The 26,032-nt window shown below is 66.5% G+C and carries 26 protein-coding genes; 13 read left to right on the plus strand and 13 right to left on the minus strand.

What is annotated here, in order from left to right; all coding sequences use genetic code 11:
* The first annotated feature begins 44 nt into the window (after positions 1-44).
* Entirely contained in the window at positions 45-3,326 is a 3,282-nt protein-coding gene (gene ileS, locus LT974_RS14250) for an isoleucine--tRNA ligase (RefSeq protein WP_232588288.1), read from the plus strand.
* A gap of 45 nt (positions 3,327-3,371) precedes the next feature.
* Here the strand turns inward: ileS and prs are convergent, their stop codons facing one another.
* Positions 3,372-4,220 (minus strand): ribose-phosphate diphosphokinase, encoded by an 849-nt coding sequence (gene prs / locus LT974_RS14255; protein ID WP_232588289.1) that lies wholly within the window; start codon positions 4,218-4,220, stop codon positions 3,372-3,374.
* Between the two features lie 25 nt (positions 4,221-4,245).
* Positions 4,246-5,082, minus strand: coding sequence for an HVO_0234 family beta-propeller protein (locus LT974_RS14260; protein ID WP_232588290.1), 837 nt, complete (start codon positions 5,080-5,082; stop codon positions 4,246-4,248).
* An 89-nt stretch (positions 5,083-5,171) separates the two neighbouring features.
* Here LT974_RS14260 and LT974_RS14265 point away from each other — a divergent pair, with 89 nt between their 5' ends.
* Both LT974_RS14265 and glmM read left to right on the plus strand, forming a co-directional pair.
* On the plus strand, positions 5,172-5,600 hold the full coding sequence (locus LT974_RS14265; protein ID WP_232588291.1) for a hypothetical protein: 429 nt from the start codon (positions 5,172-5,174) through the stop codon (positions 5,598-5,600).
* Positions 5,597-6,961 carry a phosphoglucosamine mutase gene (glmM, locus tag LT974_RS14270; RefSeq protein WP_232588292.1) on the plus strand — a complete coding sequence of 455 codons (1,365 nt, stop codon included), beginning with the start codon at positions 5,597-5,599 and terminating at the stop codon, positions 6,959-6,961. The genes LT974_RS14265 and glmM overlap by 4 nt, the downstream gene beginning before the upstream one ends.
* Here glmM and LT974_RS14275 read toward each other — a convergent pair.
* The 4 genes from LT974_RS14275 to fer form a co-directional block, all read right to left on the minus strand.
* Entirely contained in the window at positions 6,958-8,091 is a 1,134-nt protein-coding gene (locus tag LT974_RS14275) for a DUF7118 family protein (RefSeq protein ID WP_232588293.1), read from the minus strand. The two genes, glmM and LT974_RS14275, sit on opposite strands and share 4 nt — an antisense overlap.
* A gap of 469 nt (positions 8,092-8,560) precedes the next feature.
* The gene (hisI, locus tag LT974_RS14280; protein WP_232588294.1) at positions 8,561-8,926 is read right to left on the minus strand and encodes a phosphoribosyl-AMP cyclohydrolase; all 366 of its coding nucleotides are present in this window, start codon (positions 8,924-8,926) and stop codon (positions 8,561-8,563) included.
* A gap of 42 nt (positions 8,927-8,968) precedes the next feature.
* Entirely contained in the window at positions 8,969-9,907 is a 939-nt protein-coding gene (locus LT974_RS14285) for an A24 family peptidase C-terminal domain-containing protein (RefSeq protein WP_232588295.1), read from the minus strand.
* Positions 9,908-10,065: 158 nt separating this feature from the next.
* Positions 10,066-10,455, minus strand: a complete 390-nt coding sequence (fer, locus tag LT974_RS14290) for a ferredoxin Fer (protein ID WP_232588296.1) — start codon at positions 10,453-10,455, stop codon at positions 10,066-10,068.
* A 145-nt stretch (positions 10,456-10,600) separates the two neighbouring features.
* On the opposite strand from fer, the gene hisA reads away from it, so the two are divergent.
* Together hisA and hisB are read left to right on the plus strand one after the other, a co-directional pair.
* Positions 10,601-11,323: a 1-(5-phosphoribosyl)-5-[(5-phosphoribosylamino)methylideneamino]imidazole-4-carboxamide isomerase gene (gene hisA / locus LT974_RS14295; protein ID WP_232588297.1), complete on the plus strand. Its 723-nt coding sequence runs from the start codon at positions 10,601-10,603 to the stop codon at positions 11,321-11,323.
* Between the two features lie 249 nt (positions 11,324-11,572).
* On the plus strand, positions 11,573-12,214 hold the full coding sequence (gene hisB, locus LT974_RS14300; protein ID WP_232588298.1) for an imidazoleglycerol-phosphate dehydratase HisB: 642 nt from the start codon (positions 11,573-11,575) through the stop codon (positions 12,212-12,214).
* 51 nt (positions 12,215-12,265) lie between these two features.
* Here hisB and LT974_RS14305 read toward each other — a convergent pair whose 3' ends face one another.
* Both LT974_RS14305 and LT974_RS14310 read right to left on the minus strand, forming a co-directional pair.
* Positions 12,266-12,562 carry a hypothetical protein gene (locus LT974_RS14305; protein ID WP_232588299.1) on the minus strand — a complete coding sequence of 99 codons (297 nt, stop codon included), beginning with the start codon at positions 12,560-12,562 and terminating at the stop codon, positions 12,266-12,268.
* 92 nt (positions 12,563-12,654) lie between these two features.
* The gene (locus tag LT974_RS14310) at positions 12,655-13,230 is read right to left on the minus strand and encodes a hypothetical protein (protein ID WP_232588300.1); all 576 of its coding nucleotides are present in this window, start codon (positions 13,228-13,230) and stop codon (positions 12,655-12,657) included.
* Positions 13,231-13,397: 167 nt separating this feature from the next.
* On the opposite strand from LT974_RS14310, the gene LT974_RS14315 reads away from it, so the two are divergent.
* Entirely contained in the window at positions 13,398-14,753 is a 1,356-nt protein-coding gene (locus LT974_RS14315; RefSeq protein ID WP_232588301.1) for a tyrosine-type recombinase/integrase, read from the plus strand.
* Positions 14,754-14,757: 4 nt separating this feature from the next.
* On the opposite strand, the gene LT974_RS14320 is transcribed toward LT974_RS14315, so the two are convergent.
* Complete coding sequence (locus tag LT974_RS14320; RefSeq protein WP_232588302.1) at positions 14,758-14,922, minus strand: hypothetical protein; 165 nt, start codon at positions 14,920-14,922, stop codon at positions 14,758-14,760.
* Between the two features lie 1,845 nt (positions 14,923-16,767).
* Between LT974_RS14320 and LT974_RS14325 the strand changes: the two genes are divergently transcribed.
* The gene (locus LT974_RS14325; protein ID WP_232588303.1) at positions 16,768-17,298 is read left to right on the plus strand and encodes an ACT domain-containing protein; all 531 of its coding nucleotides are present in this window, start codon (positions 16,768-16,770) and stop codon (positions 17,296-17,298) included.
* Here the strand turns inward: LT974_RS14325 and LT974_RS14330 are convergent.
* Entirely contained in the window at positions 17,295-17,585 is a 291-nt protein-coding gene (locus tag LT974_RS14330; protein WP_232588304.1) for a hypothetical protein, read from the minus strand. The two genes, LT974_RS14325 and LT974_RS14330, sit on opposite strands and share 4 nt — an antisense overlap.
* A gap of 146 nt (positions 17,586-17,731) precedes the next feature.
* Between LT974_RS14330 and LT974_RS14335 the strand changes: the two genes are divergently transcribed.
* Both LT974_RS14335 and LT974_RS14340 read left to right on the plus strand, forming a co-directional pair.
* Complete coding sequence (locus tag LT974_RS14335) at positions 17,732-18,406, plus strand: IMPACT family protein (protein ID WP_232588305.1); 675 nt, start codon at positions 17,732-17,734, stop codon at positions 18,404-18,406.
* Positions 18,407-18,461: 55 nt separating this feature from the next.
* Positions 18,462-20,567: a S9 family peptidase gene (locus LT974_RS14340; RefSeq protein WP_232588306.1), complete on the plus strand. Its 2,106-nt coding sequence runs from the start codon at positions 18,462-18,464 to the stop codon at positions 20,565-20,567.
* A 123-nt stretch (positions 20,568-20,690) separates the two neighbouring features.
* On the opposite strand, the gene LT974_RS14345 is transcribed toward LT974_RS14340, so the two are convergent.
* Positions 20,691-20,927: a DUF7569 family protein gene (locus LT974_RS14345; RefSeq protein WP_408611688.1), complete on the minus strand. Its 237-nt coding sequence runs from the start codon at positions 20,925-20,927 to the stop codon at positions 20,691-20,693.
* Between the two features lie 75 nt (positions 20,928-21,002).
* Positions 21,003-21,683: a uracil phosphoribosyltransferase gene (gene upp / locus LT974_RS14350; RefSeq protein WP_232588308.1), complete on the minus strand. Its 681-nt coding sequence runs from the start codon at positions 21,681-21,683 to the stop codon at positions 21,003-21,005.
* 114 nt (positions 21,684-21,797) lie between these two features.
* On the opposite strand from upp, the gene LT974_RS14355 reads away from it, so the two are divergent.
* Both LT974_RS14355 and LT974_RS14360 read left to right on the plus strand, forming a co-directional pair.
* Positions 21,798-22,490, plus strand: coding sequence for a DUF5828 family protein (locus LT974_RS14355; RefSeq protein WP_232588309.1), 693 nt, complete (start codon positions 21,798-21,800; stop codon positions 22,488-22,490).
* A gap of 64 nt (positions 22,491-22,554) precedes the next feature.
* Positions 22,555-23,730 (plus strand): inorganic phosphate transporter, encoded by a 1,176-nt coding sequence (locus LT974_RS14360; RefSeq protein WP_232588310.1) that lies wholly within the window; start codon positions 22,555-22,557, stop codon positions 23,728-23,730.
* 13 nt (positions 23,731-23,743) lie between these two features.
* Here LT974_RS14360 and LT974_RS14365 read toward each other — a convergent pair whose 3' ends face one another.
* Positions 23,744-25,117 (minus strand): hemolysin family protein, encoded by a 1,374-nt coding sequence (locus LT974_RS14365; protein ID WP_232588311.1) that lies wholly within the window; start codon positions 25,115-25,117, stop codon positions 23,744-23,746.
* A gap of 103 nt (positions 25,118-25,220) precedes the next feature.
* Here LT974_RS14365 and LT974_RS14370 point away from each other — a divergent pair, with 103 nt between their 5' ends.
* Positions 25,221-25,511, plus strand: coding sequence for a glutaredoxin family protein (locus LT974_RS14370; protein ID WP_232588312.1), 291 nt, complete (start codon positions 25,221-25,223; stop codon positions 25,509-25,511).
* A complete protein-coding gene (locus LT974_RS14375; RefSeq protein ID WP_232588313.1) occupies positions 25,511-26,029 on the plus strand; it encodes a redoxin domain-containing protein in 519 nt (172 codons plus the stop codon). The genes LT974_RS14370 and LT974_RS14375 overlap by 1 nt, the downstream gene beginning before the upstream one ends.
* Positions 26,030-26,032 lie beyond the last annotated feature (3 nt).

The raw sequence follows: 26,032 nt of genomic DNA on the forward strand, positions 1-26,032 counted from the left end.
GTACAACCGATTACCCTTTTAGGTGCGAGCGAGACGGGTACGCCATGAGCCGATTCGCCGACGTACCCGACCAGTACGACCCCGAGGACGTCGAGGACCGGGTGTTCGACTACTGGGACGACGTCGACGCCTACGAACAGGCCAAACAGCACCGCGCCGACGGCGAGGACTTCTTCTTCGTCGACGGCCCGCCGTACACGTCCGGCGCTGCGCACATGGGGACGACGTGGAACAAGACGCTGAAGGACGCCTACATCCGCTACCACCGGATGCAGGGCTACGACGTCACGGACCGCCCGGGCTACGACATGCACGGGCTCCCTATCGAGACGAAAGTCGAGGAGGAGCTGGGCTTCGAGTCGAAGAAGGACATCGAGGAGTACGGCGAGCAGAAGTTCATCGACGCCTGCAAGGAGTTCGCCGACCGGAACCTGGAGGGCCTGCAGTCGGACTTCCAGAGCTTCGGCGTCTGGATGGACTGGGACAACCCCTACAAGACCGTCGACCCGTCGTACATGGAGGCGGCGTGGTGGGCGTTCGACCGCGTGCACGAGCGCGACCTCGTCGAGCGCGGGAAGCGCTCCATCAGCCAGTGTCCGCGCTGCGAGACCGCCATCGCGAACAACGAAGTGGAGTACGACGACGTCGAGGACCCCTCCATCTACGTGACCTTCGACCTCGACGACCGCGAGGGGTCGCTGGTCGTGTGGACGACGACGCCGTGGACGATTCCCGCCAACGAGTACGTCGCCGTCGACGAGGAGGGTACCTACCAGCAGGTGCGCGCAACGAACACGACGACGACGCCCGAGGGCGAGGAACTCGTCGAGGAGGACGTCCTCTACGTCGCCGAGGAGTGCGTCGAAGACGTGCTGCGCGCGGGCGGCTACGACGACTACGAGGTCGCGGAGTCGTTCCTCGGCAGCCACATGCTCGGCTGGTCGTACACGCCGCCACTCGCCGAGGAAGTGCCCGCGAACCCCGTCGACGCCGACGGCACGCACGAAGTCTACCACGGCGACTGGGTGGAGGCCGACCGCACGGGCCTCGTCCACTCCGCGCCCGGCCACGGTGAGGAGGACTTCGAGCGCGGCGAGGAACTCGGCCTGTCGGTGTTCTGCCCGGTCGGCGAGGACGGCGTCTACACTGATGAAGCCGGCAAGTACGAGGGCCAGTTCGTCCGTGATGCCAACGAGGGCATCATCGAGGACCTCTCCCGGAAGGGGTCGCTGCTCGCCAAAGAGACAGTCACACACTCCTACGGGCACTGCTGGCGCTGCGACACGGGCATCATCCAAATCGTCACCGACCAGTGGTTCATCACCATCACGGACGTCAAAGACGAGCTCCTGGAGAACATGGAGGACTCGGAGTGGCACCCGCAGTGGGCGCGGGACAACCGCTTCCGGGACTTCGTGGAGGATGCGCCGGACTGGAACGTCAGCCGGCAGCGCTACTGGGGCATCCCGGTTCCCATCTGGACGCCCGCGAACGGCTGGAGCGGCGACATGGACGACGTGCTCGTCGTCGGCACCCGCGAGGAACTCGCGGCGCTCGCCGACCAGGACGTCGACCCCGAAACCGTCGACCTCCACAAGGACACCGTCGACGACCTCACCATCACGCACGAGGGGACGACGTACACGCGCGTCCCGGACGTTTTCGACGTCTGGCTGGACTCCTCGGTGGCGTCGTGGGGCACCCTGAACTATCCCGAAGAGGAGGAGGCCTTCGAGGAGCTGTGGCCCGCGGACCTCATCATGGAAGCCCACGACCAGACCCGCGGCTGGTTCTGGTCGCAACTCGGCATGGGCACCGCGGCGATGGGCGAGGTGCCCTACGACGAGGTGCTCATGCACGGCTACGCGAACATGCCCGACGGCCGCGGGATGTCCAAGTCGAAGGGCATCACCATCGAGCCCAACGAGGTCATCGAGGAGTACGGCGCGGACCCGATGCGGCTGTTCCTGCTGTCGGTGAGCCCGCAGGGCCAGGACATGCGGTTCTCGTGGGACGAGACCGAGAACATGCAGCGGGACCTCAACATCCTCTGGAACGTGTTCCGGTTCCCGCGGCCGTACATGGCGATGGACGACTTCGACGCGAACGTCCCCGCGGCGTTCGGCGGCGACGGTTCGGGCGTCTCCGTCGACGACGTCCACCTCGAAACGGTCGACCAGTGGCTGCTGTCGACGCTCCAGCGCGTCAAGGCCGACGCCACCGACCACTGGGACGCCTTCGAGCAGCACAAGGCCCTCGAGGAGATTCTGGACTTCGTCACGGGCGACCTCTCCCGGTACTACGTGCAGGTCGTCCGCGAGCGCATGTGGGAGGAGGGTGACTCCGAGTCGAAGACCGCGGCGTACGCCACCCTCCAGCGGGCGCTCTTGGAGGTCACCGCGATGCTGGCGCCGTACGCGCCGCTCGTGACGGACGAGCTCTACCAGCACCTCACTGACGGCGACGCCTACGACACCGTCCACATGTGCGACTGGCCCGAGGTCGAGGAGCGCTACCGCCAGCCCGCGCTCGAAGACGACGTCGCGGCACTGCGCGACATCGAAGAAGCCGGCAGCCACGCGCGCCAGCAGGCCGGCCGGAAGCTCCGCTGGCCGGTGACGCGCATCGTCGTGGACGCAGACGACGACCGCGTCGCGAGCGCGGTCCGCGACCACCCGAGTCTGCTGCGCGACCGCCTGAACGCGCGCCGCATCGAGGTCGTCGACGAGGGCGAGAACTGGGACGAACTGGCGTTCAGCGCGCGCGCCGACATGAGCGTGCTCGGCCCCGCCTTCGGCGACGACGCCGGCGAGGTCATGCAGGCGCTCAACGACGCGCACGTCGAGTCCGCGGACCTCGACGCGCTCGCCGAACAGGTCAGCGAGGACCTCGGTCGCGACGTCGAACTCACGCCGGAGATGGTGGAGTTCGTGGAGGAAGCGCCCGAGCACGTCGCAGGCGCGGACTTCGAAGGCGTCTCCGCGAGCGCTGCGAGCGGAGGCTCGTCGGACGAGCAAAGCGAGTCCTACGGCGGCACCGTCTACGTCGACACCGAACTCGACGAGGACGTCGAGAGCGAGGGGTACGCCCGCGAGGTCATCCGCCGCGTCCAGGAGATGCGCAAGGACCTCGACCTCGCGATGGACGCCGAGATTCGCCTCGACGTCGTGGTGTTCGACGACCGCGTCGCGCGGCTGGTCGCCGAGCACGAGGACCTCATCGAGGAGGAGACGCGCGCCCGCGAACTCGGCGAGGTCGAGGACGGCTACCGCGAGGAGTGGGACGTCGAAGGCACGAAGCTCGCGCTCGAAATCGAGGAGCTGTAGCGGGCGGCGAGCGCGCGGCAAAACGATATTTTTCGGAGAAGCGCGTTACAGCGACTGCAGCGTCTCCGCGATTGCGGGCGCAGCAGTCACAGTAGAGACGGCTCGCTCGATGGTGTCGGTGCCGTAGACGGCTTCGACGCCGGCGTTCGCGAGCTTGAGGCGGGCGTTCCCGGCGAGCAGCGGGTGGACGCACGTGACGTAGACGCGCGCCGGGTCGTCGAGCTCGCCGACGGCCTCGCTCATCGTGGAGCCGGTGGCGATGATGTCGTCGACGACGACGACGTCCCGGCCCGAGACGTCGACGTCGCTGGGCGTGACGGTGACCTCGCTGCCGGAGTGACGGTGTTTCTCGAAGTGGTCGATCTCGCCGACGCCGTAGCCGTCCCGGACGGACTGGGCGAGGCCGACGGCACCCTCGTCGGGCGCGAGGAAGACGGGGTCCGCGAGGGCCGCGGGAAGCGGGTTCGCGAGGTGTGCGGACGCGTCCACGCCGGTCGCGGGGACGTCGAAGAAGCCGAGCACGCTCTGCTCGTGCGGGCAGACGGTGACGACGCGGTCGGTGCCCGTGGAGATGGCGCGCGCCATCGCACGGGCCGAGACGGGTTCGCCGGGCTCGAACGCTTCGTCCTGGCGCGCGTAGCCCATGTAGGGAATGATGGTGACGATTTCGTCGGCACCGGCCTCGTGGGCGGCGTCCTGCAACTGGAGGAGTTCGACGTGCGCGTCACTGGAGACCGTGGACGCGACGACGACGGCGCGGCCGTCGACGGGTGGGACGCGGACGACGTGCTCGCCGTCCGGGAACGACTCGTACTCGACGCGCGCGAGGTCGTCGCCGAGCTCCGCCGCGAGCGCCGCGGCGAGCTGCTGGGTCGCGGACCCGCTCAGTATCATACCAGACGCGAGGCTTGCCGGCGGCTTACGCGTTTCCCTCGGCGACGACCGCGAGCGCGGACGCCGCGCGGAGCCCGAGGCTGCGGTGGCGGAACCCGTCCCCGGCGTCCGCGGCAAGCGTGCCGTCGGCAGTAAGCACGACGACGCTGTCGGTGGCGTACGCGACGTCGGCGACCGACTCCTCGACCGGGAGGTCGCGGGCGTGCCACGGGTCGGCAGGGTCGTCGGTCGCGTGCTCGTAGAGCGCGTCCGCGGTCGCGGCGTGGGCGCGCCCGAGGTCGCCCGCGTCGGCGGTCACGGGGTCGCTGGTAGCGACCGCGAAGTCGCCGTCGACGGCGTGCATCCAGCCCGCGCCGAGCCGGTAGAGGCCGTCGGGCGTCGCGGCCAGCGGGACGCCGGCGGCCGCGACGTCCTGTACGTCGTCCAGCCCGACCGCAGAGAGCGCGTCGTCCGTGAGGCGGTGGACGCCGTCCGCGGCGGCGACGAGGTCGGCGTCGAGCGCGCGAACCTCGCCGTCGACGGTACCGACGTTCGTCCACGCACCACTGTCGTAGCGCGCGAGGCGGCCGTCCTCGCCGGCCGCGAGCACGTCGCCGTCGTAGGCCGTGACCGCGACCGCGGGCCCGAAGCCGGTTCCCTCGAAGCCGTCGTCGTCGCCGACGAGCACGTCCTCGTCTGTTGCTGCGGCGATACCGCGCGCGGTCGCCGCGACGTCACGGGCGGTGCAGCGCTCGACGAGGCTGAACTCCCCGACTTTGTCCTGCGAGACGCGGGCGACGGCGACGCCGAGGTCGGCGGCGACGTACGCGTCGACGGTCTCGGACTGGTCGGTGTATACGCGCTTCTCGCGGATGGTCGGCATACCTGAACGCGTCTCGCGGGCGAGCGAAAGCGTTGCGGTTGCGTCGTGAACCGCGAAAAGCCTTTGCCGTGGCCACCGTATGCCGGCGCATGCGACGGCGGACGGTGCTCGCAGCGGTGGCCGCGCTTGCCGCCGGCAGCGGCTGTTCGCGGATGGTCGTCGAGGACCCGGTGGAGGTCCGGGTGCGGCGTGCCAGCGAGGCCGCCGTCGAGAACGCCGACACCCACTGCCCGCTGTCCGCGCCGTTCGTTGAAGTCCACCCCGCCCTTGAGCGCGTGCTGTCGTCGGCGACGACCGCACCCGACGGCGAGTGGGTCGTCACGGACGTCGACCGGGAGACCGGCGAAGCGCTCGCGGCGGACCTCCGGAAGCGCTGCAGGCAGGTCGACGCCATCTACCACTACGAGGACGACGAGTACCGGGTGCGCGTGGAGACCGGCGACGGCGGCGCAGGGAACCGGAACGGTTCGGGCAGTTCGGAAACGATTAGGCGCGGGCGGCCCCAGGAACGCACATGAAAGTGTTCGGGTCCAGCGGCACCCGGGGCGTGGCGAACGAGGAACTCACCCCCGGGTTCGTGCAGGGGGTCGCGAAGGCCGCGGGGTCGGTGTGGCGGACCGACCGCGTGGCGGTCGCGCGGGACACGCGAACGACCGGCCGGATGCTCGTGAACGCCGCGACCAGCGGCCTCCAGAGCGTCGGCATCGACGTCGACCGGCTCGGCGTGGTGCCGACGCCGGGCCTGCAGGCGTACGCCGAACGCGAGGGGATTCCCGCGGTGATGGTGACCGCGAGTCACAACCCCGCGGAGTACAACGGCGTCAAGCTCGTTGGCGCGGACGGCGTCGAACTCCCCGTGGACGAGCTGGAGCGCATCGAGCGGAAGTTCCTCACCGAGCAGTTCGACGAGGTCGCGTGGGACGCGGTCGGCGCGGACGTCGCCGTGGAGTCCCCGCGCCGCGAGTACGTCGAACAGCTGCTGGCCGCCGTCGACAGCGAGACCATCGCGGACGCGAACCTCACGGTCGCGCTCGACCCCGGCCACGGCGCGGGCGCGCTCACCAGCCCCGAGTTCTACCGCCGGCTCGGCTGCAAGGTCGTCACCGTGAACAGCCAGCCCGACGGCCACTTCCCGGGCCGGGACCCCGAGCCCGTCGCGGAGAACCTCGACGACCTCGGCGGTCTCGTACGCGCGACCGACGCCGACGTCGGCATCGCCCACGACGGCGACGCCGACCGCGCCATCTTCTTCGACGAGCGCGGCGACTACGTCGAGGGCGACGCGACGCTGGCGGCGCTCGCGGAAGCCGAACTCGACGAGAACGACACCACCGTCTCCGCGGTGAACGTCAGCCAGCGCCTCGTGGACGTCTGCGACCGAACGGGCGCGGACCTCGAACTCACGCCCATCGGGAGCACCCAGATTATGACTCGCATCCGCCAACTCGAATCCGAGGGCGAGACCGTGCCGGTCGCCGGTGAGGGCAACGGCGGGGTCATCTTCCCGGGCTACCGGATGACCCGCGACGGCGCGTACACCGGCGCGCGCTTCCTCGAACTGCTCGCCGACGGCACGGCCAGCGAGGTCGTCGCGCCGTACAGCGACTACCACAACGTCCGCATCAACGTCGGCTACGACAACGACGCCGAGCGCGAGGCGCTGCTCGGCGCGGCCGAAGAACAGGCGCTGGACGCGGACGCCGAGCGAACCACCATCGACGGCTACCGACTCGACTACGGGGACGCGTGGGTGCTCGCGCGCCCCTCGGGCACGGAACCCGTCGTCCGCATCTACGCGGAAGCCACCAGCGAGGAGCGCGCGAGCGCCCTCGCCGACGAGCTCGCGGCCGCGCTCCGCGCCGCGAAAGCCGGCGTCTAGAGCCGGTCGAGGGCGTCCCGGAGTTCCCGCTCGGCCTCGCGGGCGGCCGCGAGGTCGTCGGCGACCCCGGACTCGATGCGCTGTTTCTCGGAGTCGGTGAGTTCGTGTTCGGCGACCGCAGCCGTGCGCAGGCGCTGGTAGTCGTCGTCTCGGACCCGCCGACGGACTGCGTGGAGCGCCGCGAGCACGTCGTCGGCGGCGAACCGCGCGACGACTGAGACGAGCTCCTCCAGCCGGTGCCGGAGTTCCGCGGCGGGCGCGGGCGGCCACCCGACCGTGAGCGGCTCGGCGTCCAGCCGGTCGAGGTACGTGCGGTTGCCGCCGACCGCGCGCTTCAGTGCCCGCGGCTCGGCGACGTAGTGGTCGAGTTTTGACGGCGAGTATTCGGCGAACTCCAGCAGTTGTGGGAGGGGTTCCGTGCCGGCCTCGCGGTCCGCGACGAACGCCGCGAGGTCGTCGGGCACGGAGTCGAAGCCCACGAGCGGGTACGACTGCGTGGTCTCCACGAACCCGAGCACGTCACGGGCGGGCGCGGACTCGCGGAACTCCCGGAACGCCGCACGCACGCGCTCGTCGTACGTCTCGATTGGGTCGCGTAGCGTCTCCACGGGGGCGTCGAGGTCCGCGTCCCCGAGCCGCTGGAGGCGTTCCAGTTGCTCGACCTCCGCGGCGTACTCGTCGGCGCGCTCCGCTACCCGCGTCCGCGTGTCGCCGTACGCCTCTCGCGCGTCCGCGAGGTCGTCGAGCCGGCCGACGAGCTCTCGCGCGTCCGCGAGTCGGTCGCGCGCCTCCGCGAAGTCGCTCTCGGAGAGCCGGCGCTTCTTGAACAAGTCCAGAAGCGACTCGAAAGCCTCCCGCTCCGGGAGGTCCTCGTTCAACTCCTCGACGAACGCCACGAGGTCGTCCTGGAAGTCGATGTACGACTTGAAGTCCCCCGTGCCGGTGGCGTCGGCCTCGTACTGGTCGAACAGCCGTTCGAGGCCGTCGATGGCCTCTTGGAGGGTTCGGAGCCGGTCCTTGCCGACGTCTTCGACCGCGTCGCGGGCGTCCTCGCGAGCGTCCCGCGCGGCTTCGAGGTCGGCGACGAGGCCGGACGGGTCGGTGGTGCGGGCGGCCTGCGCGTCGGGCATTACGTGAACGGTGGGCGCTCGCGCTGATAGGCTTTCTGTGCGACGCAGGGCAGCATCGTGGAACACTGCGAATGGTCCAGACAGCACCTCCTCGAAAGCCCCGAGGCTGTAGACTCGGTGCGCTCGCTGCGCGCGCTCCCTAGGGTCGCGTGCTTACTTCGCGCGCCTTCGTCTACAGCCTCGCCCCTTTCAATCCGCCCAATTGCCGGTTGGTCAGCCAGCAGGGTGGGAATGAAAGGGGCGGCATGCTACGGGAAGCACGGCGACGTAAGCACTGGACCGAGCGTAGCGAGGGAAACGCGCAGCGAGCCGCGGGAGTCACGCGAGCACCGCGAGCGTGACAACGGAAGTCGCAGCCCGCGAACGCAGTGAGCCGGAACGTCTTCCGGCAGCGTAGCCTGCCGGGGCTTTCGAGGTCAGCGAAAGAGCAGTCAAAACGACGAATACGAGCAGAGAATCAAAAACGGAGTCAGTACACGTCGTCGGGGTCGAAGACCTGCTCGCCGACGACTTCCCCATCGAGCGTGCGGTGGAAGCAGGAGTGGTAGCCGGTGTGGCAGGCACCACCGGATTGGTGGACGCGATAGAGGAGCGCGTCGCCGTCGCAGTCGACGCGGACTTCCTCGATCTTCTGGGTGTGGCCGCTGGTCGCGCCTTTCTCCCAGAGTTCCTCGCGGGAGCGCGAGTAGTAGTGCGCGCGGCCGGTCTCGACGGTCTGCTCGACGGCGTCGCGGTCGGCGTACGCGAGCATCACGACCTCCTCGGTCTCGACGTCCTGGGCGACGACCGTGACGAGGCCGTCGTCGCCGAAGTCGAGGTCGACTTCGAAGTCCATACGGGAGCGAGGCGGGCCGGCCGGTTAGCGGTTGCGTCCGCGTCAGGCGGGCACGAGGCCGAGCGCGTCCATCACCCAGAAGAGCACGTCGCCCCCCGCGAGCGCGACCAGCAGGCCGACGAACAGCGGGATGATGAACGGGACGCCCGGCGTCACCCAGACCTCCTCGTTGTCGACGATGACGTCGAGGCCTTCGCGGAGGTCGGCGGGCGTGGTGCCGTACGCGGAGCCCTCGATGGCTTCGAGGAACGCGGCGGCACCCCACGGGTCGCCGCTGCCGTCCGTGACGACCGCGCCGCCGGTCGGGTCGTTGGGGTCGTCGGGGAGCGTGTCGGGGTCGCGGAGTTCCGGGTGCTCGCGGAGGTCCGCGAGGTCGAGGCCGCGCCACCGGAGGTACATCCGGAGCGCGTCCAGGTCGAGGCCGTCCCGGGTGAAGCCGTCGTGGGTTTCGAGGAGGCTGCCGTGGGTGTCGGTGAGTTCGGGGACCGGGACGCGGCGGCCGACGAACATCACGACGGAGAACTCGCCGACGAGGGCGTTCCGGCCGCCGAGCACGAGCGGGTACGCCAGCCCGAACAGGACGGTGTTCGTGAGAATTGTCAGCGAGAACACGCCGAGCGTGGTCTCCACGACCGGCAGCGAGTACCCCAGCAGTTCGTAGGAGGGGTAGGTCGGGAAGACGACAGCGAGCGTCATGAACGCGCGGGCGTCGGCGCCGCCGAACCCGCCGACGTACCAGAACGCGTACGCGAGAGGGACGACGAAGAGGAGGCTGAACGCGACGCGGACGGCGAACGGCTGGAAGGCGTACGGCGTGCCGAGCGCGGTGTAGCCGTCCCAGACCAGGAGGACGGCACCGAGCAGGACGAGCGGCCCCCAGAGGTCGTTCGGGACGCGGCGCGTCCGCCAGTCCCGGAGCGCCGCCCAGCCGAGCGCCGGCACGACGAGCAACCGCAGGAGGTCGGGTATCGAGGCGTCCACTACCGAGTGTCGGGGACGCCGCCGGCTTAGGTGTTGTCCTTACCCGTGGACGGCGGCCGCTACGCGGAACTACGTACGGTTGCAGCGGAGAAGACACGCCGTCCTCGGTGGACGGCGACTCGCAAAAATTCGGGGTCGGGTGCGACTCGTGTCGCGGCTTAGATGACGCGGTTCTGTAGGTAGTCGAGGTGCTTGGCGTTGTAGACGATTTTGACCTCGTCGGCGTCCGGGGAGCCGATGCAGGTCAGGCGGACGTTCTTCTCTTCGACTTCCTCGTCGGAGAGAATCTGCTGCATGTCCATGTTGATTTCGCCTTTCTTCACGATGGCCGCGCAGTTCGCACACGCGCCGGCGCGGCACGAGAACGGCCAGTCGTAGCCCTGCGCTTCGGCGGCTTCGAGGATGTACTCGCCCTCGGCGACTTCCAGCGAACCGTAGTCTTCCTCGTCGAGGCCTGCGTCGTCGGCCTTCTCGAAGAGGTCGTCGTCGTCCATGTCCCAGCCCTGGTCGTCCAGAGTCTCGTAATTGAGGTATTCAACCGTCGGCATCGTTCGAAGCGTTCGCAGTCCGCCGGCATAGTAGTTTTCGTTCTCGTCGAACGACGGGAATGGGCGCAACACCCCACGAACGTTCGATTTTCGGGAATCCGCCAGTGACGGGACGCTTTTAGGGGAGCCACCCGGACACGACGGTATGGCGTTCGAGTCCTTCGAGGTCGTACCGGCGGTGGACATGCAGGACGGCGAGGTCGTCCAGCTCGTGCAGGGCGAGCGCGGCACCGAGCGGCGCTACGGCGACCCCGTGGAGGCCGCCCAGCGGTGGGTGTCCGCGGGCGCGCGCACGCTCCACCTCGTCGACCTCGACGGCGCGTTCGAGGGCGAACGCGGGAATGCCGAGGCCGTCGAGCGCATCCTCGACGCGACGAGCGTCGACGTCCAGGTCGGCGGCGGCATCCGCAGCGTCGCCGACGCCACCGAACTCTTGGAGCGCGGCGTCGACCGCGTCATCCTCGGCACCGCGGCCGTCGAGAATCCGGAAATCGTCGGCGAAATCAGCGCGGAGTACCCGGGCAGCGTGATGGTGAGCCTCGACGCGAAAGACGGCGAGGTCGTCGTCGAGGGCTGGACAGAGGGCACGGGGCTGGACCCCGCGGAGGCCGCCCAGCGCTACGCAGACCTCGGCGCGGGCTCGATTCTGTTCACGAACGTCGACGTCGAAGGCCAGCAGGAGGGCGTCGAGACGGAGCCCGTCCAGCGACTCGCCGACAGCGTCGACATCCCGGTCGTCGCGAGCGGCGGCGTCGCCGAAATCGACGACGTCCTCGCGCTCCGCGACGCGGGTGCGGCCGCCGTCGTCGTCGGCACCGCGCTCTACGAGGGGAACTTCACCCTCGAAGAAGCCGAGGACGCGCTGTAGTGGCGGATTCCGGACCACCACACGCTGTAGCAGACTACCCAACCGGTAGCGGGTGGACTGAAAGGGGCCGACCGCTGGCAGTCACTCGCGACGCAAGGACCGCAGGCCGGAGGCCGAGGACCGCAACGAGCGAGCGGCCGCCAGCGGGGGGGGCTTTCGGGGAAGCGTCGTCGTGACTGAAAAGACGAGCAAGTCATAGTCTACCTAGCAGGCGGAACGGCCTTGTAGACGGACGTTCACGTGGCGTACATGACCGACCGGACGGCCGCCGTGAGCCGCGAGACGGCGGAGACGGACATCGACGTGACGCTGGACGTGGACGGGGACGGCGACAGCACCGTGGACACCGGCGTGGGCTTTTTCGACCACATGCTGGCGTCGTTCTCGAAGCACGGGCTGTTCGACTTGACCGTGCGTTGTGACGGCGACCTGGACATCGACGACCACCACACGGTCGAGGACGTGGGCATCGCCGTCGGGGAGGCGTTCGCGGAGGCGCTCGGGGACAAACGCGGCATCGAGCGGTTCGCGGACCGCCGCGTGCCGCTGGACGAGGCGGTCGCGAGCGTCGTCGTGGACGTCTCGGGGCGGCCGCTGTACGAGTTCGGGGGGGTCTCCGGGAGCGGAGCGACCGGAGGTTCGTCACGGGCGCAGCGAAGTGACGGCAAGTTCAGCCAGCCGTACGTCGGCGAGTTCACGAGCACGATGGCGGCGCACTTCTTCCGGTCGCTGGCGATGCACGCCGGCCTGACGCTACACTGCGAGGTGGAAGGGGAGAACGCCCACCACGAGATAGAGGCGCTGTTCAAGGGCGTCGCGCGGGCGCTGGACGACGCGACGCGCATCGACGAGCGGCGCTCCGGGACGCCGTCGACGAAGGGAGAACTGTAGCGGCCGACGACGAGTCGGCGTGCGCGACCCGTGGGCAGGCGTGCTATCGCGTTATTCGCGGAGGCACGCCGAGCAGCTGCCGGGCGTCGTCAACGTGACGCGGTACTCGGCCTCGACCGGGCCGCTGCCGTTCTCGCTGGCGACTATCGAGTCCCACTTCGGGAAGACGAACTCCGGCTCGCCGCCGCACTCGAAGCACACCGCCATCGAGCAGCCCCCCGGCTCCGCGTGGCCGTTCAGCCAGCTCGTCTCGCAGGCCACGCAGAGGCCGCCCTCCACGGTGCCGGAGGACCGCTTCACCGTGATTCGGTCGTAGTCGCCGCCGCGGCCGCATCGGAAACAATCCATCGTGTGTATCTCGCTGGTCCCGGCGGAGCAGCGCTTCGAGTAGGACAGTGACACAGGACCTTATCAGTATTGGGGGACGCCGCGACCGGCGCTCAGGTCGTCCGCAAGCCCGCAGGGGATTCTTCGAGGTCGCCGTTCTCGACGGCGGCTTCGACGGCTTCCTTGAACTCGCGGCCGCCGAGGTCGTAGGCGTTCGTCGCGAGCGCGCGCAGGTCGTCGCGGGGCATCGTGCCGTCGCGGTTCTGGAGCAAGCGAATCACTTGTGCGTAGCCCGACGGCCGGCGCTTCGACTGCGTGCCGCCGGTGTCGGCTTCGTCGCCGCCCTCAGTCCCCGTGGCTTCCTGGTCGTCCGCACTCCCGGATTCGATGACGATGCCATCGTCCGCGTCGGACTCGGCGGTCGAATCGGCGGATTCGGCCGCGTCGATTTCGGAATCGTCGTCTGTCCGCTCGGCGGATTCAGTCACAGACTTGTCCTCGGCTCCGGGAGCCGCGGCGGGCGGGGAGCCCGCGGCGTCGAGCAGCGGGTCGACGACCGACTGGAGGGTCGCGCGGCAGTCCGTGCAGAGCGCGAGGCGTCGGGACTCGCCGGCGACGGAGGCGGGCACGACCTCGTAGACGCCGTCGGCGGCGTCGCCACAGAAGTCACACGTGTCGAGTTGGCGCATGCACGGGAGGACGAGGCGGGGCGGCAAAAGTCCTGCCGAGCGCCGCGCACCCACACCGTTTTGCCGGCCCGCCGCCTGCGTCGTCGTATGTTCGAGGATATCTGCAGATGGACTGAATAAGCCTGTGGGAATCAAGATTGAAGTAACTCGGCTTAGACAGGGAGTGTATGAGCAATCAGACGCCACGCCATCGCTTTGGGACGTCGCTCGGGAGGTTGAAGGACGCTTACGAGGATGGAGACGTCCACGAGGATGACTATCGAGCGGTAGTCAGGATGTGTGCTGGATTCGACGACGAGACGTATGTTGAATCTGACGTTGGGGATGGGACGATTTACAAGTACGACGAACTGCTTGGGGTGCCGTTAGAGGAGCTGCCGAGTCTTGAGGATTCTAAATCCAGTTTGACGTTGCGGAATTACACGGATCGGCTACGGCGGTTATCGACTGAAGCCGATGCTCTATTAGTCGACCATGATGCTGATGGATTGAGTATCCTCTTGAGGAAGTTCGAGACGGGTGAAGCGGATTCGGTGAAGGATGAAGGCATCACCCATAATACTGTGAGGACCTATCAGACGGCGTTACGGACGTTCATCAACGCGACTGATAGCGTGGATGTCGATGCCGATGACATCGAGATGTATGCGCCTGAGGACACGAGCGTAGATGAACAAGACGTATTCGACAGTGAGGACGTCCAGGCGTTGCGTGATGCAACCGATAACCCACGTAATCGAGCGATACTGGAGATGCTGTTGAATACGGGGCAGCGATTAACGGCTATTCGCACGTTGAAAGTCGGGGATATGGACGTCGATAACGGGGTATTCTATTTGAATAAGGAGTACAGTGACGGCTTGAAGGGGGCGGACGAAGACAGTCGAAAGCGTCCGTTGTTAGGTGCTCGTGGTCCTGTCCGTGATTGGCTTGACTATCACCCATGCAGGGATCGGGACGACTTCGAGGACGCATATCTGTTCACGGCCACGACGTTGTCCGCGACCGACGACTACGGGGAGATGATGAGCGAGTCAGGGATTCGGTATCATCTTGATAAGATTCACGAGAAGGCAGGCGTCGATAAGCCGTCTAACGCCCACAACTACCGTCATTTCTTCGTGACGAATGCAGTGAAGAACTGGGATTTAGACAAGGACGCCGTGAAGGGCTTGATTGGCCATGGAGCGGATTCGTCGGTAATGGAGACGACGTATTCGCATCTGACCATGGATGATTATATTGAGGATGCAGAGATAGCAACGGACCTGCGGGAACCCGACGAGGATGACCCCGTCGTTCCAGCTGCTTGTACTGTCTGTGATTATCCGCTACCTGACGGGGCAAAGGCGTGTCCGAAATGTGGGCAAGCCTATACTGCGGACGCTAAGAGCGTGCAAGACGACGTCGAGGATTCACTGTATGAAGGCAAAGGCGAGGCTGAGGACGACGAGGAGGAGGAAGCAGTTGACAAACTACGGCGGCTGTTGAAGGAAAACCCCGAACTACTGGACGAATTGTAACTGGCTACGCCGACGCCTCCTGCGTTTCGGTTGTCGAGGGACGGGGCCTCTCCGCATCGGCGTTCAGTAACTTCTTTGCTATCCATCCAGCGGGGTTGTCACGCTCTACGAGTAGTACGAGGTCCTCACGGTCGATGTCGTAGCTTTCGCCGTTGATGTTGATGGTCATCTGTTGTCGGTCGTCACGGGTGTGATGCCGTGATCCCGAAATGTGCGAGTCCTCGACGTCTCGTAGTGCGACAGTCTGTTGTTCGTGTTACTGGCGGATAAATCCTGTCGGCTGTGAACGCACGCGTGCAGAACACACAATTATTGTAGTGAAATAGTATGAAATATATTAATTAGGCTCCGTTGAGCCCTACTTAAAAGACGGATTCAACCCTAGTACTAGTACAGCCATCCGTTCGGGCGCGCACGCGAGAACCGCTGGGTGATTCAAGGGTATCACCCGCCAATAATGATACGCGCACCAAGACAGCGATAAGGTGCGCTGGTCAGAAATGAAGACAGACACAGCAGCACTAATAGCAGCAGCTAAAGCGTTAGGTTTGCTAAACACCCTGATTCGAGTATATTCGAGTAGAGGAGATCAAGAAAGCTGACTCATAATTCCATTCTTGGTGCTTATCCAACCACAACCATCCGTGAACTAGATTTGCATCACAGAGCCCATATATCTGTTACAGCCGTCTTACTGAGCCTACACGATGGTTCTACCCTATGGAAATAATATAATCCTCTAAGACCCCATTTGAGGGGCAGAAAGAGTGTGATGAGTAGAGGCATTCATCCTAAACAGGGAGGCAGGATCAATTAACGTGGAACGGGGAAGGCCGCAGGGAGTATTTCCCGCCGCTCTTGCGGCGTAACGCGTTGCGCGCGGCCCGGTGGATACTCAAAAATTGGGGTATACTGCGGTGGTTAATGTGCTATTGTATACTTGTTAGTCACTGTGCTGTTAATACCAACCCAGTCATTTTTCGCGAGCGGGCCTACGTGCGTGCGTATACGCTGATAATATGACGAACCTATAATGATTGTTCATTATAGTATATCGGAGGTGGGTGGTGATACGTTGGGGGTACTCGATGGCGGGTTGCCATCCTTCCTGTCCTCACTTCGAGGACGTGGTTAGATCATGCCGCCGTGACTGGATTCGGGGCTTTCGCACGCGCCCGTGCATACGCATAGCAAGGTCGCCCCTGAGAAGTTCCTCCTATGATCGGTGTTGGTGCTCGTAAGTGACCCGTGTCGGTGTTATAACTCGGCGTGAGCTGGTGTTGTGACGCCTATACTTCTCAATTATTATTGGGTATAATTTTCGTGTTGGTGTTACTCGTACGCATATGCACTACACACTCGGCTTGCAAGAAAGTAGACTACTTCCTGTGTGGTTTGATGGTTGCCACCCGCTCGATGGCGTTACAGTTGTAATTCTATTCCGTTTATTGTGGTTTAATTTCCTGATATTTTTCGTGTATTTCTCTATTGGCTGATGCCCTCCCCCGTGTTCTGGAATGTTCTCTCTGTCTCTAATTGTGTGTATGGGGGGTGTAGTGGGGTTTTACGGGAATATTAGGTTTTTGTTCATCGAGGAGACGGGATTGAGTTAGAGTAGGAACAGCCAGAGGCAGGCGAGGAGAAAGGTAGCGACGGATGCTGCGTAGCATTCGCCAGTGTGCTTTGAGCTGACGCCTGCTGCAAGCATGAATAGTATGCTAACTACGAGGAATGCGAAGAATACATCGAGCATGGCGCTCGTGTTAGTGTAGTAACTTGTATCGGTGGTCCTTGAGTCTGGTGGGTAGATTGTCGGTCGGGTACTGTATTCCGTTATCACTCATTTATCTGGTTTTCTGGTACGACGATTTGCTTATAAAGTATATACTATGTGGTACCAGATTCGCCGTTTATCCTTTCTTTCGTGTTGAGATAGTGTTTAGTGAAGGTAGTTTGTGGTGAAATGACTGCATCCCGAGATTCAATAGCGTAGGAGGATTGGTATCGAGTATGAATGGAGGTGAGTCTTGATTTGCCTGATGGGTTTCAGTCCATCATGCAGAAGTTCGCGGGGAGCCCCGGCCAGCAGGCCGTCATCCGGCTGCTGCTCGAACGGGGGTTCTCCGTGAACGACGACGGCCGCGTGGTCTCCGGCGACATCGAGATTCCGTACACGCAGGTCGCCGAGGCTGCGGGCGTCGACCGCCGGGTCGTGGACTCGACGACAGAGGCCATCCTCGAGGACGACGAACTCCGCCGCATCTTCCAGAACATCAGCCAGATTCCGAGCCTGATGGACCTCGCGCCCGTCCTCGACTTGACCGTCGTCACCGTCGAGGTGCAGGACGCCGACGAGCCCGGCATCGTCGCCGAAGTGACGGGGCTGCTCGCCGAGCACGGCATCAGCATCCGGCAGACGATTAGCGAGGACCCCGAATTCACGGACGAGCCGCGGCTCTACCTCGTCACGGACGAGGACCTGCCCGGTGACGTGTTGACTGAACTGATGAACAAGCCGTTCGTGCGGTCGGTCGAGCTCTCCTAGCGGTCGCCGACGACGCTCGCGATGACGAAGAGGTAGCCGATGGTCGTGAGCGCGTAGTTGACCGTCAGGAGGACGATGGCGTTCCGGAAGTCCTGAGAGAACGCCGACACCGTGGTGGCGATTGCGGCCGCGACGATGATGGAGAAACCAAGCGAGAGCAACAGCATCTCCCGGCGCTCGGTCTGGAGGTAGGCGTTGGCGGCTATCGCCACCATCGCCAGTCCCGAGAGGGAGAGCGCGATGCTGAAGAGCACGTAAATGAGTTCCAGCGTCGTCAGCGCGGCCATCGACGTTCTGTTGCGCGAGCGTACGCATAACCCTTTGGGAGCGCGGCGCTGCCCCGTACTCCGGGTGACACGCGACCGTGCGTCGCCCGGCAGACGCCCCACGCGCAACCGCAAACGGGAACGTGCTCGCTCCCCGAGACGAGCACGTGACTGACGCGTACCGGACGCTCGCGGGCCGCGGCGAGGCCGACTTCGAGGTGCAGGGTTCGGAGTTCGTCGGCTACGCCACGCCCGCCCCCACCGTCGAGGACGCGGAAGCGTTCGTCGAGTCCGTCGAGCGCGAGCACGCCGACGCCACGCACAACGTGCCTGCCTACCGGGTGCGTGTGGAGTCCGGCGTTCCCGACGAGCGAAGCGAGTCGGGAGCACGCGGGACCGGACGGTCCCGCGGCGGGCCGGGAGATGGGTACATGCTCCGCGAGTACCAGTCCGACGACGGCGAGCCGACGGGCTCCGCCGGGAAACCCGCGCTGAACGTCCTCCAGCAGCAAGACGTCGAGAACGCGGTGGTCGTCGTGACGCGGTACTACGGCGGCACGAACCTCGGCGTCGGCGGGCTCGCGCGAGCGTACTCGCGGGCCTCGAAGGAAGCCATCGAGGCCGCCGGCGTCGTCGAGCAGCGCCCACAGGAACGGTTCACCGTCACCGTCGAGTACGACGACTCGGGCACCGTGCGGGGGATTCTGGAGAGCGCGGACTGCGACTTCGACGCCGACTACGGCGAGACGGTGGCCTTCGACGTGACCGTCGCCAGCGAGGACGCCGGCGACCTCCGCGAACGCATCCAGAGCGCGACCAGCGGGCGGGCGGCCGTCAAGTAGCCGGAAGACTTCGGGGAGCCAAACGCCTATGCGCGCGCCGAGAATGGGTGCCGACATGAATCGCGTCGAGGCCAGCGACTACTTCGAGTTCTCGCGGCTCTCCCACCCAGCGGTATCGCCGGATGGGGAGCGCGTGGCGTACGTTCAGCAGACCCCGGTATCCGAGACCGAGTACGAGGCGACGGTGTACGTCGCCCCGACCGATGGTGGCGAGCCGCAGCGCTTCACCGTCGAAGAGGGGATGGACTCCGAGCCGGCGTGGAGTCCGTCCGGGGACCGCATCGCGTTCGTGTCCACGCGCGGTGCGCGTGGGCGGCAAAGCCGCCCACGGAACGACGAGGCCGGTGAAGCCGGCCTCGCCCACGACGAGCGACCGCAGTTGTGGGTCGTCCCGACTGACGGCGGCGAGGCCGAGCGGGTGACGGACGTGGTGGGCGGCGTCTCCGGTATCGCGTGGGGTCCCGACGGTGACCACATCGCCTTCCTGCAGTCGGTGCGTCCGGAGGAAGTCGAGGCCGGGCACGACCTCGAAGTGGCTGAGGAGTACGAGCGCGATGACCCCGACCCTAGAGTCATCGACCGCCACGTCTACCGGTCGAACGAGTCGTACGCGGACGGCGCGCGCTCGCACGTCTACACCGCCGACGTCGACGCGGGCGAGGTCGAGCGCGTCACGAGCGGCGACGTCGACTGCCTCCGGCCGGCGTGGGGCGACGACCTCTACTACCCGATTCGGTACGGGAGCGACGACGAACTCCGGTGGGAAGTCGAGGCCTACGACCCCGAGGACGGCGAGACGGAGACGGTCACCGTCGTGGAGGGCTGGGGGCCGACGCTGGCCGTGGATTCGTCCCGGCCGCACGACCGCATCGCGTACACGACGACGCCCGCCGACGAACCGACGCTCGTCCAGACGGAAGTCGAGGTGTTCACCAGAGAGGTCGGCGAGGTCTCGAAGCCGACCGGGGGCCTCGACCGCGACCTCGAACTGTGGAACGCGAGCCACGCGCCCGAGTGGGGGCCGGCCGGCGACCACCTCTACGTCTGCACGCCCGAGGAGGGCGGCTACGTGCTGCGCCGACTCGACCCGAAGACGGGGGCAGCCGAGGTCGTACTTGGCGGCGACCGCCACGTCCACGGGTTCTCCGTCTCCCGTGATGCCGTCGGCGTCGTGCAGTCGGAGTGGGACCATCCCGGGGACGTGGTGGCGGCGACGCCGGGCGGTGCCGAGGAGGTCAAACTGACGCGCGTGAACGCCGACTACCTCGACGAGCGCGCGGTCCGCGAACCCGAGGAGGTGCGCTTCGAATCCGGGAACACCGAGATTCAGGGGTGGGTGCTGACGCCGCCCGACTACTCGCCCGACGAGGAGTACCCGCTCGCCGTGGAGATTCACGGCGGCCCCCACCGGATGTGGTCGACGACGGGGTCGATGTGGCACGAGTTCCAGACGCTGGCCGCGCGCGGCTACGTCGTCTTCTGGTGCAACCCCCGCGGCTCCACTGGCTACGGCAAGGAATTCATGACCAGCATCGAGCGCAACTGGGGCGACGTGACGATGCAGGACGTGATGGCGGGTGCCCGCGAGGTCGCGGAGCGCGAGTACGTCGACGAGGAGGCGGCGTTCGTCACGGGCGGGAGCTTCGGCGGGTTCATGACCGGCTGGATCGTCGGCCACACGGACTTCTTCGCGGGCGCGGTCGCCCAGCGCGGCGTCTACGACCTCACGGGGTTCTACGGCTCCACGAACGCCTACAAGCTCGTCGAAGGCGACTTCCGCGCGGTACCGTGGAGCGACCCCGAGTTCCTCTGGGACCAGTCGCCGGCCGCGTACGTCGAGTACGTGGACACGCCCACGCTCCTGCTGCACTCCGAGCAGGACTACCGCACGCCCGCCAACACCGCCGAACTGTTCTACCTCTCGCTGAAGAAGCACGACGTGGACACGCGGCTCGTACGCTACCCCCGCGAAGGCCACGAACTCTCGCGCTCGGGCGAACCCGGGCACGTCGTCGACCGAATCGAGCGCATCGTCCGGTGGTTCGACGGCTACACCGAGCACAGCGACGCCGACCGCGCGCTCGACCGGCCCCGGAACGACGGGCTCACGGCTGGCGACGAGACCGCGGAGGAAAACGGCGCTGACGACGAGCGCGAGTAGTCGGGAGCGCTCGGGACGGCTATAGAGCAGTTCGGGGGTCGGCTTCGGGAGCGCGCAGGGAACCGCAAAATCACGTGACTACGGGAGGTTCGGGAGGTGAAACGAAGGGGTCGCAGTGCGGGGTTAGTCGACGATGATGTCGGTGTCGTCGTCGGCTTCCGACACCGTCGTCTCGGGTTCGGGTTCTTTGGGGCGCATCTCCGCGTCGTAGCGGTCGATCCAGTTCGCGAAACACTCCGGGCAGAGCCGCTGGCTGTCGATTTGCGAGCGGTCGACGGTCACCCGGGCGGTCCGCGAGAGCGGGTCCGCCACCGACTCCCCGCACCAGTCACACGGCTCCGTGTCCTCGCTCATGGCCACGAACAGAACGGGCGGCGTCTTATACGTTCGGCACCGCGAGCGCCCGCAACGCCCGCTTCGGGCGCGCGCCCCGAATCAGGTCGTGCGGAACGCGCGGTCGCCGGCGTCCCCGAGGCCGGGAACGATGAAGCCGTCGTCGTCGAGGTGGTTGTCGATGGCGACCGTCAGCAGGTCCGTCTCCGGAAACTGTTCGCCGACGCGGAGCAGGCCGTCGGGCGCGCTCACCGCGGACAGCACGAACAGGTCCTCGACGTCGTCGGGCGCGACTTCGGTGACGTGGTCGAGCACCGTGCACATCGTCGAGCCCGTCGCGAGCATCGGGTCCGCGACGATGACCGTGTCCTCGGGCTTGATTTCGGGGAGTTTCACGTAGTCGATAGTGATGGGGAACTCGCCGGCCTCGTTCATGCCGGCTTCCTCGTCGCGGCCCGCGCTGATGACGCCCTGTTTGGCGCGCGGGAACGCCTTCAGCAGACCCTCGACGAACGGCGTCGCCGCGCGTAGGACGTTGATGATGACGACGTCGTCGAGGCCCTTCACGCGCTCGCCGGTCGTCTCGGTGAGTGGGCTCTCGATGGCGACGAACTCCGTCTCCATCGCGCCGTCGATGATCTCGTACCCGCAGATCCGGCCGAGCTTCACGAGGCCCTTGCGGAACTCCACCTGCTCGGTCTCGACGTCGCGGAGCCGCGAGAGGGTGTCTTTCGCCAGCGCGTGCGTGAGCACGTTCGCGTCGCCGCGGTCCTCGATAGGCATACGTAACGACGGTCCCCGAATCCGCTTAAAACCCGCTATCGCTCGCGCGCCGGATGTGGTGCGTGCACACGATGCGACAAGATGTTATTGGGGGGCGTCGTAGGGGTGTCAACGATGGAGGAGAGCGTCGCCGGGTTCAAGGAACGCGGCACGTGGGGAGACGTCGTCGAGCACGGGGAGCGCGTGACACAGGCGCTGCGCGAGGCCGACGCCCACGAGCAGTACCCGGACGCCTTCGAGGAGTGGAACGACTGGCGGCCGAAGTCACACGAGCGCATCGAGGAGGAGGTCAGCGAGAAGACCGCCGAGCAGGCCAGCGTCGGCGAGAGCGAAGGCGAGAAGGAAGGCCGTTCACCCGACGAGGAACTCCAGACGGCGGGCGAGCGCCTCACCGAGTCCTACGAGGAACTCGAAGAAGGCGAACCCGACACTGCCGTCGAGAAGTGGCAGGACTCGCTGGGCCACGTGAAGCGCGCGGCGGACACCGCCGGCCGGCAAGCCCTCCGGAAGGTCGAGAACGTCGTCTACCAACGCGTGATGACCCAAGTCGCGCCCTACTACTTCGACAACGACCTCGTGAGCGCGAACATCCAGCGCATCCGCAGCCAGGAGGAGTTCGTCTTCGAGGTGAACGTCAACGACGACGACATCAAGGACGGGGTCCGCGACCACCTCGAATCGTTCGAGGACATCGACCGCTGGCACGTCGACACCGAGCGCGAGACCGAGACCGCGGAGGCCGTCGAGGGCGTCGAGCCGCCCGAGCAGAACGGCGACGACGCGGACACGAAGTCCACGACGAACTGAGCAACCGCCCGGCAGCCCGACAGGTCGGTAATCTCTTAGGTGGGCCGTACGGAGAACGGGCGTAATGGCTGGAGCCGGACTCGCGGTACTCGTGATCGCGGCGGTAGCGAGCCTGTTTATGGCGTGGGCCATCGGTGCCGGCTCGTCGGGGTCGACGCCGTTCGCGCCCGCGGTCGGCGCGAACGCCATCACCGTGATGCGCGCCGGGTTCGTCGTCGGCATCCTCGGGTTCGCCGGTGCGGTCTTCCAGGGCGCGAACGTCTCCGAGGCGGTCGGCAGCGAACTACTCGTCGGCGCGAACCTGTCGCCGCTGGCCGCCACGACCGCGCTCATCATCGCCGCGACGCTGGTCGCCGTCGGCGTGTTCACCGGCTACCCGATAGCGACCGCGTTCACGGTGACGGGCGCGGTCGTCGGCACCGGGCTGGCGATGGGCGCTGGGCCGGCGTGGGCGAAGTACCAGCAGATTACGACGCTGTGGGTGCTCGTGCCGTTCGTCGGCGGCGGCATCGCGTACGTGACCGCGCGCGGCCTCCGTAGCATCGACCGCGACACGCTCACGGTGCCCGTGCTCGGCGCGGTCGTCGGCGCCATTCTCGCGAACGTCCAGTTCGTCTTCCTCGGGCCGTCCGGCACGAGTCAGTCGCTGGCCCGCGCGGCCGCGGTCAGCGCCGGCCAGTTCGAACTCGGCGTCCACGCGAGCGTCACGCTGCTGTGCGCGCTCGGCGTCGCGGGCGTGCTCTACCAGGACCTCAAGGGCGACCCGGAGCGCGGCCAGCGACACTTCCTGCTCGCGCTCGGCGGGCTCGTCGCGTTCTCCGCGGGCGGCAGTCAGGTCGGGCTCGCGGTCGGGCCGCTGCTCCCGTTGGTCGGCGGCGAGGTCCCCCTAACGCACGTGCTCGTCGGCGGCGGCATCGGCCTTCTCGTCGGGTCGTGGACGGGCGCGCCGCGCATGATCAAGGCCATCAGCCAGGACTACTCCTCGCTGGGGCCGCGGCGCTCGATTGCCGCGCTCATCCCGAGCTTCGCCATCGCCCAGACCGCCGTCTTCTTCGGCATCCCCGTCTCGTTCAACGAAATCATCGTCAGCGCCATCGTCGGCTCCGGCTACGCCGCCTCGACCGGCGGCGGCGTCAGCAAGCGCAAGATGCTGTTCACGGTGCTGGCGTGGGTGGCGTCGCTGGCGCTCGCGCTCGGCGTCGGCTACGGCGGCTTCCTCGCGATTGACGCGATTCTGTAGAAGGAGTGGGCGGCTACGCTTCGTGCATATCGTCGTCTTCGAGGGACTCGTGTTCGGTCTCGTCGGTGGCTTCCTCCTCGGGGAGCCGACGCACGCGAGCTTTCATGATGCGGGTGTTCTCCACGCGCTCGGCGGTGAGTTCGACGTCCTCGAAGCGGAACGTCTCGTCCTCCTCGACCAGCCGGCCGGCGCGATTGAAGATGAACCCCGCGATGGTCTCGAACTCCTCGCCCTCCGGCAGGTCGATGTCGAGGGCGCCGTTGACCTCCTCGATGTTCACCTCGCCGCGCACGCGGACGGTGTCGTCGTCGACGAAGTTGAGGGGGAGTTCCTCCTCGCCCTCCAGGATTTCGCCGACGATTTCCTCGGTGATGTCCTCGGCGGTCAGCAGGCCCTCGGTGGTGCCGAACTCGTCGATGACGATGACTAACTGGACGCGCTCGTCCTGCATCTCCCGGAGCAGGTCGTCGACGTTCTTCGACTCGGGGACGTGCAGCGTCGGCTCGATGAGGTCCTCGAGTTCGATGCCCTCGCTCTCCCCGTAGAGGTACTCGCGGACGAGGTCTTCGAGGCTGACGACGCCGATGATGTTGTCGAGTGCGCCCTCGTAGACCGGGATGCGCTCGTGGCCGGCCTGCGTGCACGTCTGAATCGCCTCCTCGATGGTGGCGTCCTTCGGGACGGCGTTCATGTCCAGGCGCGGCGTCATCACTTCCTTCGCGATGGTGTTGTTGAACCGGAAGATGCGCTGGAGCATCTCCCGCTCGTCCTCCTCGATGACGCCCTCGCGCTCCCCGGTCTTGATCATGTCCTGAATCTCGGAGCGCGTGACGTAGCTCGTCTCGATGGCGGCGCGGCCGCCGGTCACCTGATTGACCCACCGCGTCAGGTGGTCGAAGAGGACGACCAGCGGGTAGAGCAAGCGCTCGGACCACTTCAGGGGGCCGGCGATGGTGAGCGCCCACGACTCCGTGTTCTCGACGGCGTAGGACTTCGGCGCGCTCTCCCCGAACAGCAGGACGAGCGCGGTGACGCCGAACGTCGCCGCGAGCACGGCTTGGCCCTGCGAGAGGTAGAAGCCCAGCAGGCCGGTCGCGATGGAGGACATCGCGATGTTCACGAGGTTGTTGCCGACGAGAATCGTGATGAGCAGCCGGTGCGGGTCGCTCTTGAGCTCCGCGACGAGGTTCGCGCCGGGCCGGCCGTCCTCCTGGAGCGCTTCGATGCGGTGGCGCGCCAGCGAGAACATCGCCAGCTCCGACGACGAGAAGAACGCCGACAGCCCCATCAGAACGACCATCGCGACGGCGCCGATGATGGCGATGACGTCCTGCGTGAGCTCGACCCCAAACAGGGACACTGCCAGCGGGAGCGACGAAGTACCCATTCCAGCCTCCCTTTTTAGCGCGCGGGTTAAGAGTTTACTCACTACACCCGCGGAGGCCGCCGCGGGCGAAGCGTTTACCCGGGTTTCGAGCGAAGAGGCGCACATGAGCGCGCGAACCGCACCGCCGCGACCCGAGCACAGCGACGCCCACGTGACGCTGTACCGCCTGCAGGCGTGCCCGTTCTGCGAGCGCGTCGTCCGCAAACTGGACGAACTCGGCATCGACTACCACTCCCGGTTCGTCGAGCCGATGCACTCCGACCGCGACGCCGTCAAGCGCATCGTCGGCGCGCGCACGGTTCCCGCCATCATCGACGACGAGACGGGTGTAGCGATGGCCGAGAGCGCGAACATCGTGGAGTACCTCGACGCCACCTACGGGGGTGACGACTGATGGAACTCGACTTCGAGGTCGTCGACCTCCCCGAGACCGACCACGTCGAGGAGGGCGACGAGGCGCCCGACTTCACGCGGCCGCTCGTGAACGACGAGTACTGGGAAGACGTCGCGCTGTCGGACCTCCTGAACGAGGGTCCCGTCCTCCTGGTGTTCACGCCGGTGGACGGCGCGTTCCCGACGACGTACATCTGGAACGAACTCCGCGAGCGCGGCGTCGCGGAGTACGGCGTCCAGATTGCGGGCGTCTCCATCTCGTCGCCGTACGAGCACAAGACCACCATCGAGGAGCGCGACATCCAGGACTTCGCGGGGCTGTTCAGCGACCCGCAGAACGGCGTCGCCGAGCAGTACGGCATCAGCCACGACCTCGACGGGATGGCGGGCGTCAGCGAACCCCGGCCCGCGGTGTTCCTCGTCGCCGCCGACGGCACCGTCGAGTACGCGTGGGTCGCCGAGGAGTGGCCGAACTTCCCGGAGTACGACGCGGTCGAGGACGCGCTCGCCGGCCTGTAGACC

Source organism: Halobacterium noricense (assembly GCF_021233435.1).
Taxonomy (GTDB): domain Archaea; phylum Halobacteriota; class Halobacteria; order Halobacteriales; family Halobacteriaceae; genus Halobacterium; species Halobacterium noricense.

Bases quoted from the DNA above. Each gene is read 5' to 3' on its own strand.
- LT974_RS14340 (WP_232588306.1), top strand. From the start codon at position 18,462: ATGAATCGCGTCGAGGCCAGCGACTACTTCGAGTTCTCGCGGCTCTCC.
- hisI (WP_232588294.1), bottom strand. From the start codon at position 8,926: ATGGACTTCGAAGTCGACCTCGACTTCGGCGACGACGGCCTCGTCACG.
- LT974_RS14365 (WP_232588311.1), bottom strand. From the start codon at position 25,117: ATGGGTACTTCGTCGCTCCCGCTGGCAGTGTCCCTGTTTGGGGTCGAG.
- upp (WP_232588308.1), bottom strand. From the start codon at position 21,683: ATGCCTATCGAGGACCGCGGCGACGCGAACGTGCTCACGCACGCGCTG.
- LT974_RS14325 (WP_232588303.1), top strand. From the start codon at position 16,768: ATGGAGGTGAGTCTTGATTTGCCTGATGGGTTTCAGTCCATCATGCAG.
- LT974_RS14310 (WP_232588300.1), bottom strand. From the start codon at position 13,230: ATGCGCCAACTCGACACGTGTGACTTCTGTGGCGACGCCGCCGACGGC.
- LT974_RS14275 (WP_232588293.1), bottom strand. From the start codon at position 8,091: ATGCCCGACGCGCAGGCCGCCCGCACCACCGACCCGTCCGGCCTCGTC.
- hisA (WP_232588297.1), top strand. From the start codon at position 10,601: ATGGCGTTCGAGTCCTTCGAGGTCGTACCGGCGGTGGACATGCAGGAC.
- LT974_RS14360 (WP_232588310.1), top strand. From the start codon at position 22,555: ATGGCTGGAGCCGGACTCGCGGTACTCGTGATCGCGGCGGTAGCGAGC.
- LT974_RS14375 (WP_232588313.1), top strand. From the start codon at position 25,511: ATGGAACTCGACTTCGAGGTCGTCGACCTCCCCGAGACCGACCACGTC.
- LT974_RS14315 (WP_232588301.1), top strand. From the start codon at position 13,398: ATGAGCAATCAGACGCCACGCCATCGCTTTGGGACGTCGCTCGGGAGG.
- hisB (WP_232588298.1), top strand. From the start codon at position 11,573: ATGACCGACCGGACGGCCGCCGTGAGCCGCGAGACGGCGGAGACGGAC.
- LT974_RS14320 (WP_232588302.1), bottom strand. From the start codon at position 14,922: ATGACCATCAACATCAACGGCGAAAGCTACGACATCGACCGTGAGGAC.
- LT974_RS14260 (WP_232588290.1), bottom strand. From the start codon at position 5,082: ATGCCGACCATCCGCGAGAAGCGCGTATACACCGACCAGTCCGAGACC.
- LT974_RS14305 (WP_232588299.1), bottom strand. From the start codon at position 12,562: ATGGATTGTTTCCGATGCGGCCGCGGCGGCGACTACGACCGAATCACG.
- LT974_RS14355 (WP_232588309.1), top strand. From the start codon at position 21,798: ATGGAGGAGAGCGTCGCCGGGTTCAAGGAACGCGGCACGTGGGGAGAC.
- ileS (WP_232588288.1), top strand. From the start codon at position 45: ATGAGCCGATTCGCCGACGTACCCGACCAGTACGACCCCGAGGACGTC.
- LT974_RS14370 (WP_232588312.1), top strand. From the start codon at position 25,221: ATGAGCGCGCGAACCGCACCGCCGCGACCCGAGCACAGCGACGCCCAC.
- LT974_RS14265 (WP_232588291.1), top strand. From the start codon at position 5,172: ATGCGACGGCGGACGGTGCTCGCAGCGGTGGCCGCGCTTGCCGCCGGC.
- fer (WP_232588296.1), bottom strand. From the start codon at position 10,455: ATGCCGACGGTTGAATACCTCAATTACGAGACTCTGGACGACCAGGGC.
- LT974_RS14330 (WP_232588304.1), bottom strand. From the start codon at position 17,585: ATGGCCGCGCTGACGACGCTGGAACTCATTTACGTGCTCTTCAGCATC.
- prs (WP_232588289.1), bottom strand. From the start codon at position 4,220: ATGATACTGAGCGGGTCCGCGACCCAGCAGCTCGCCGCGGCGCTCGCG.
- glmM (WP_232588292.1), top strand. From the start codon at position 5,597: ATGAAAGTGTTCGGGTCCAGCGGCACCCGGGGCGTGGCGAACGAGGAA.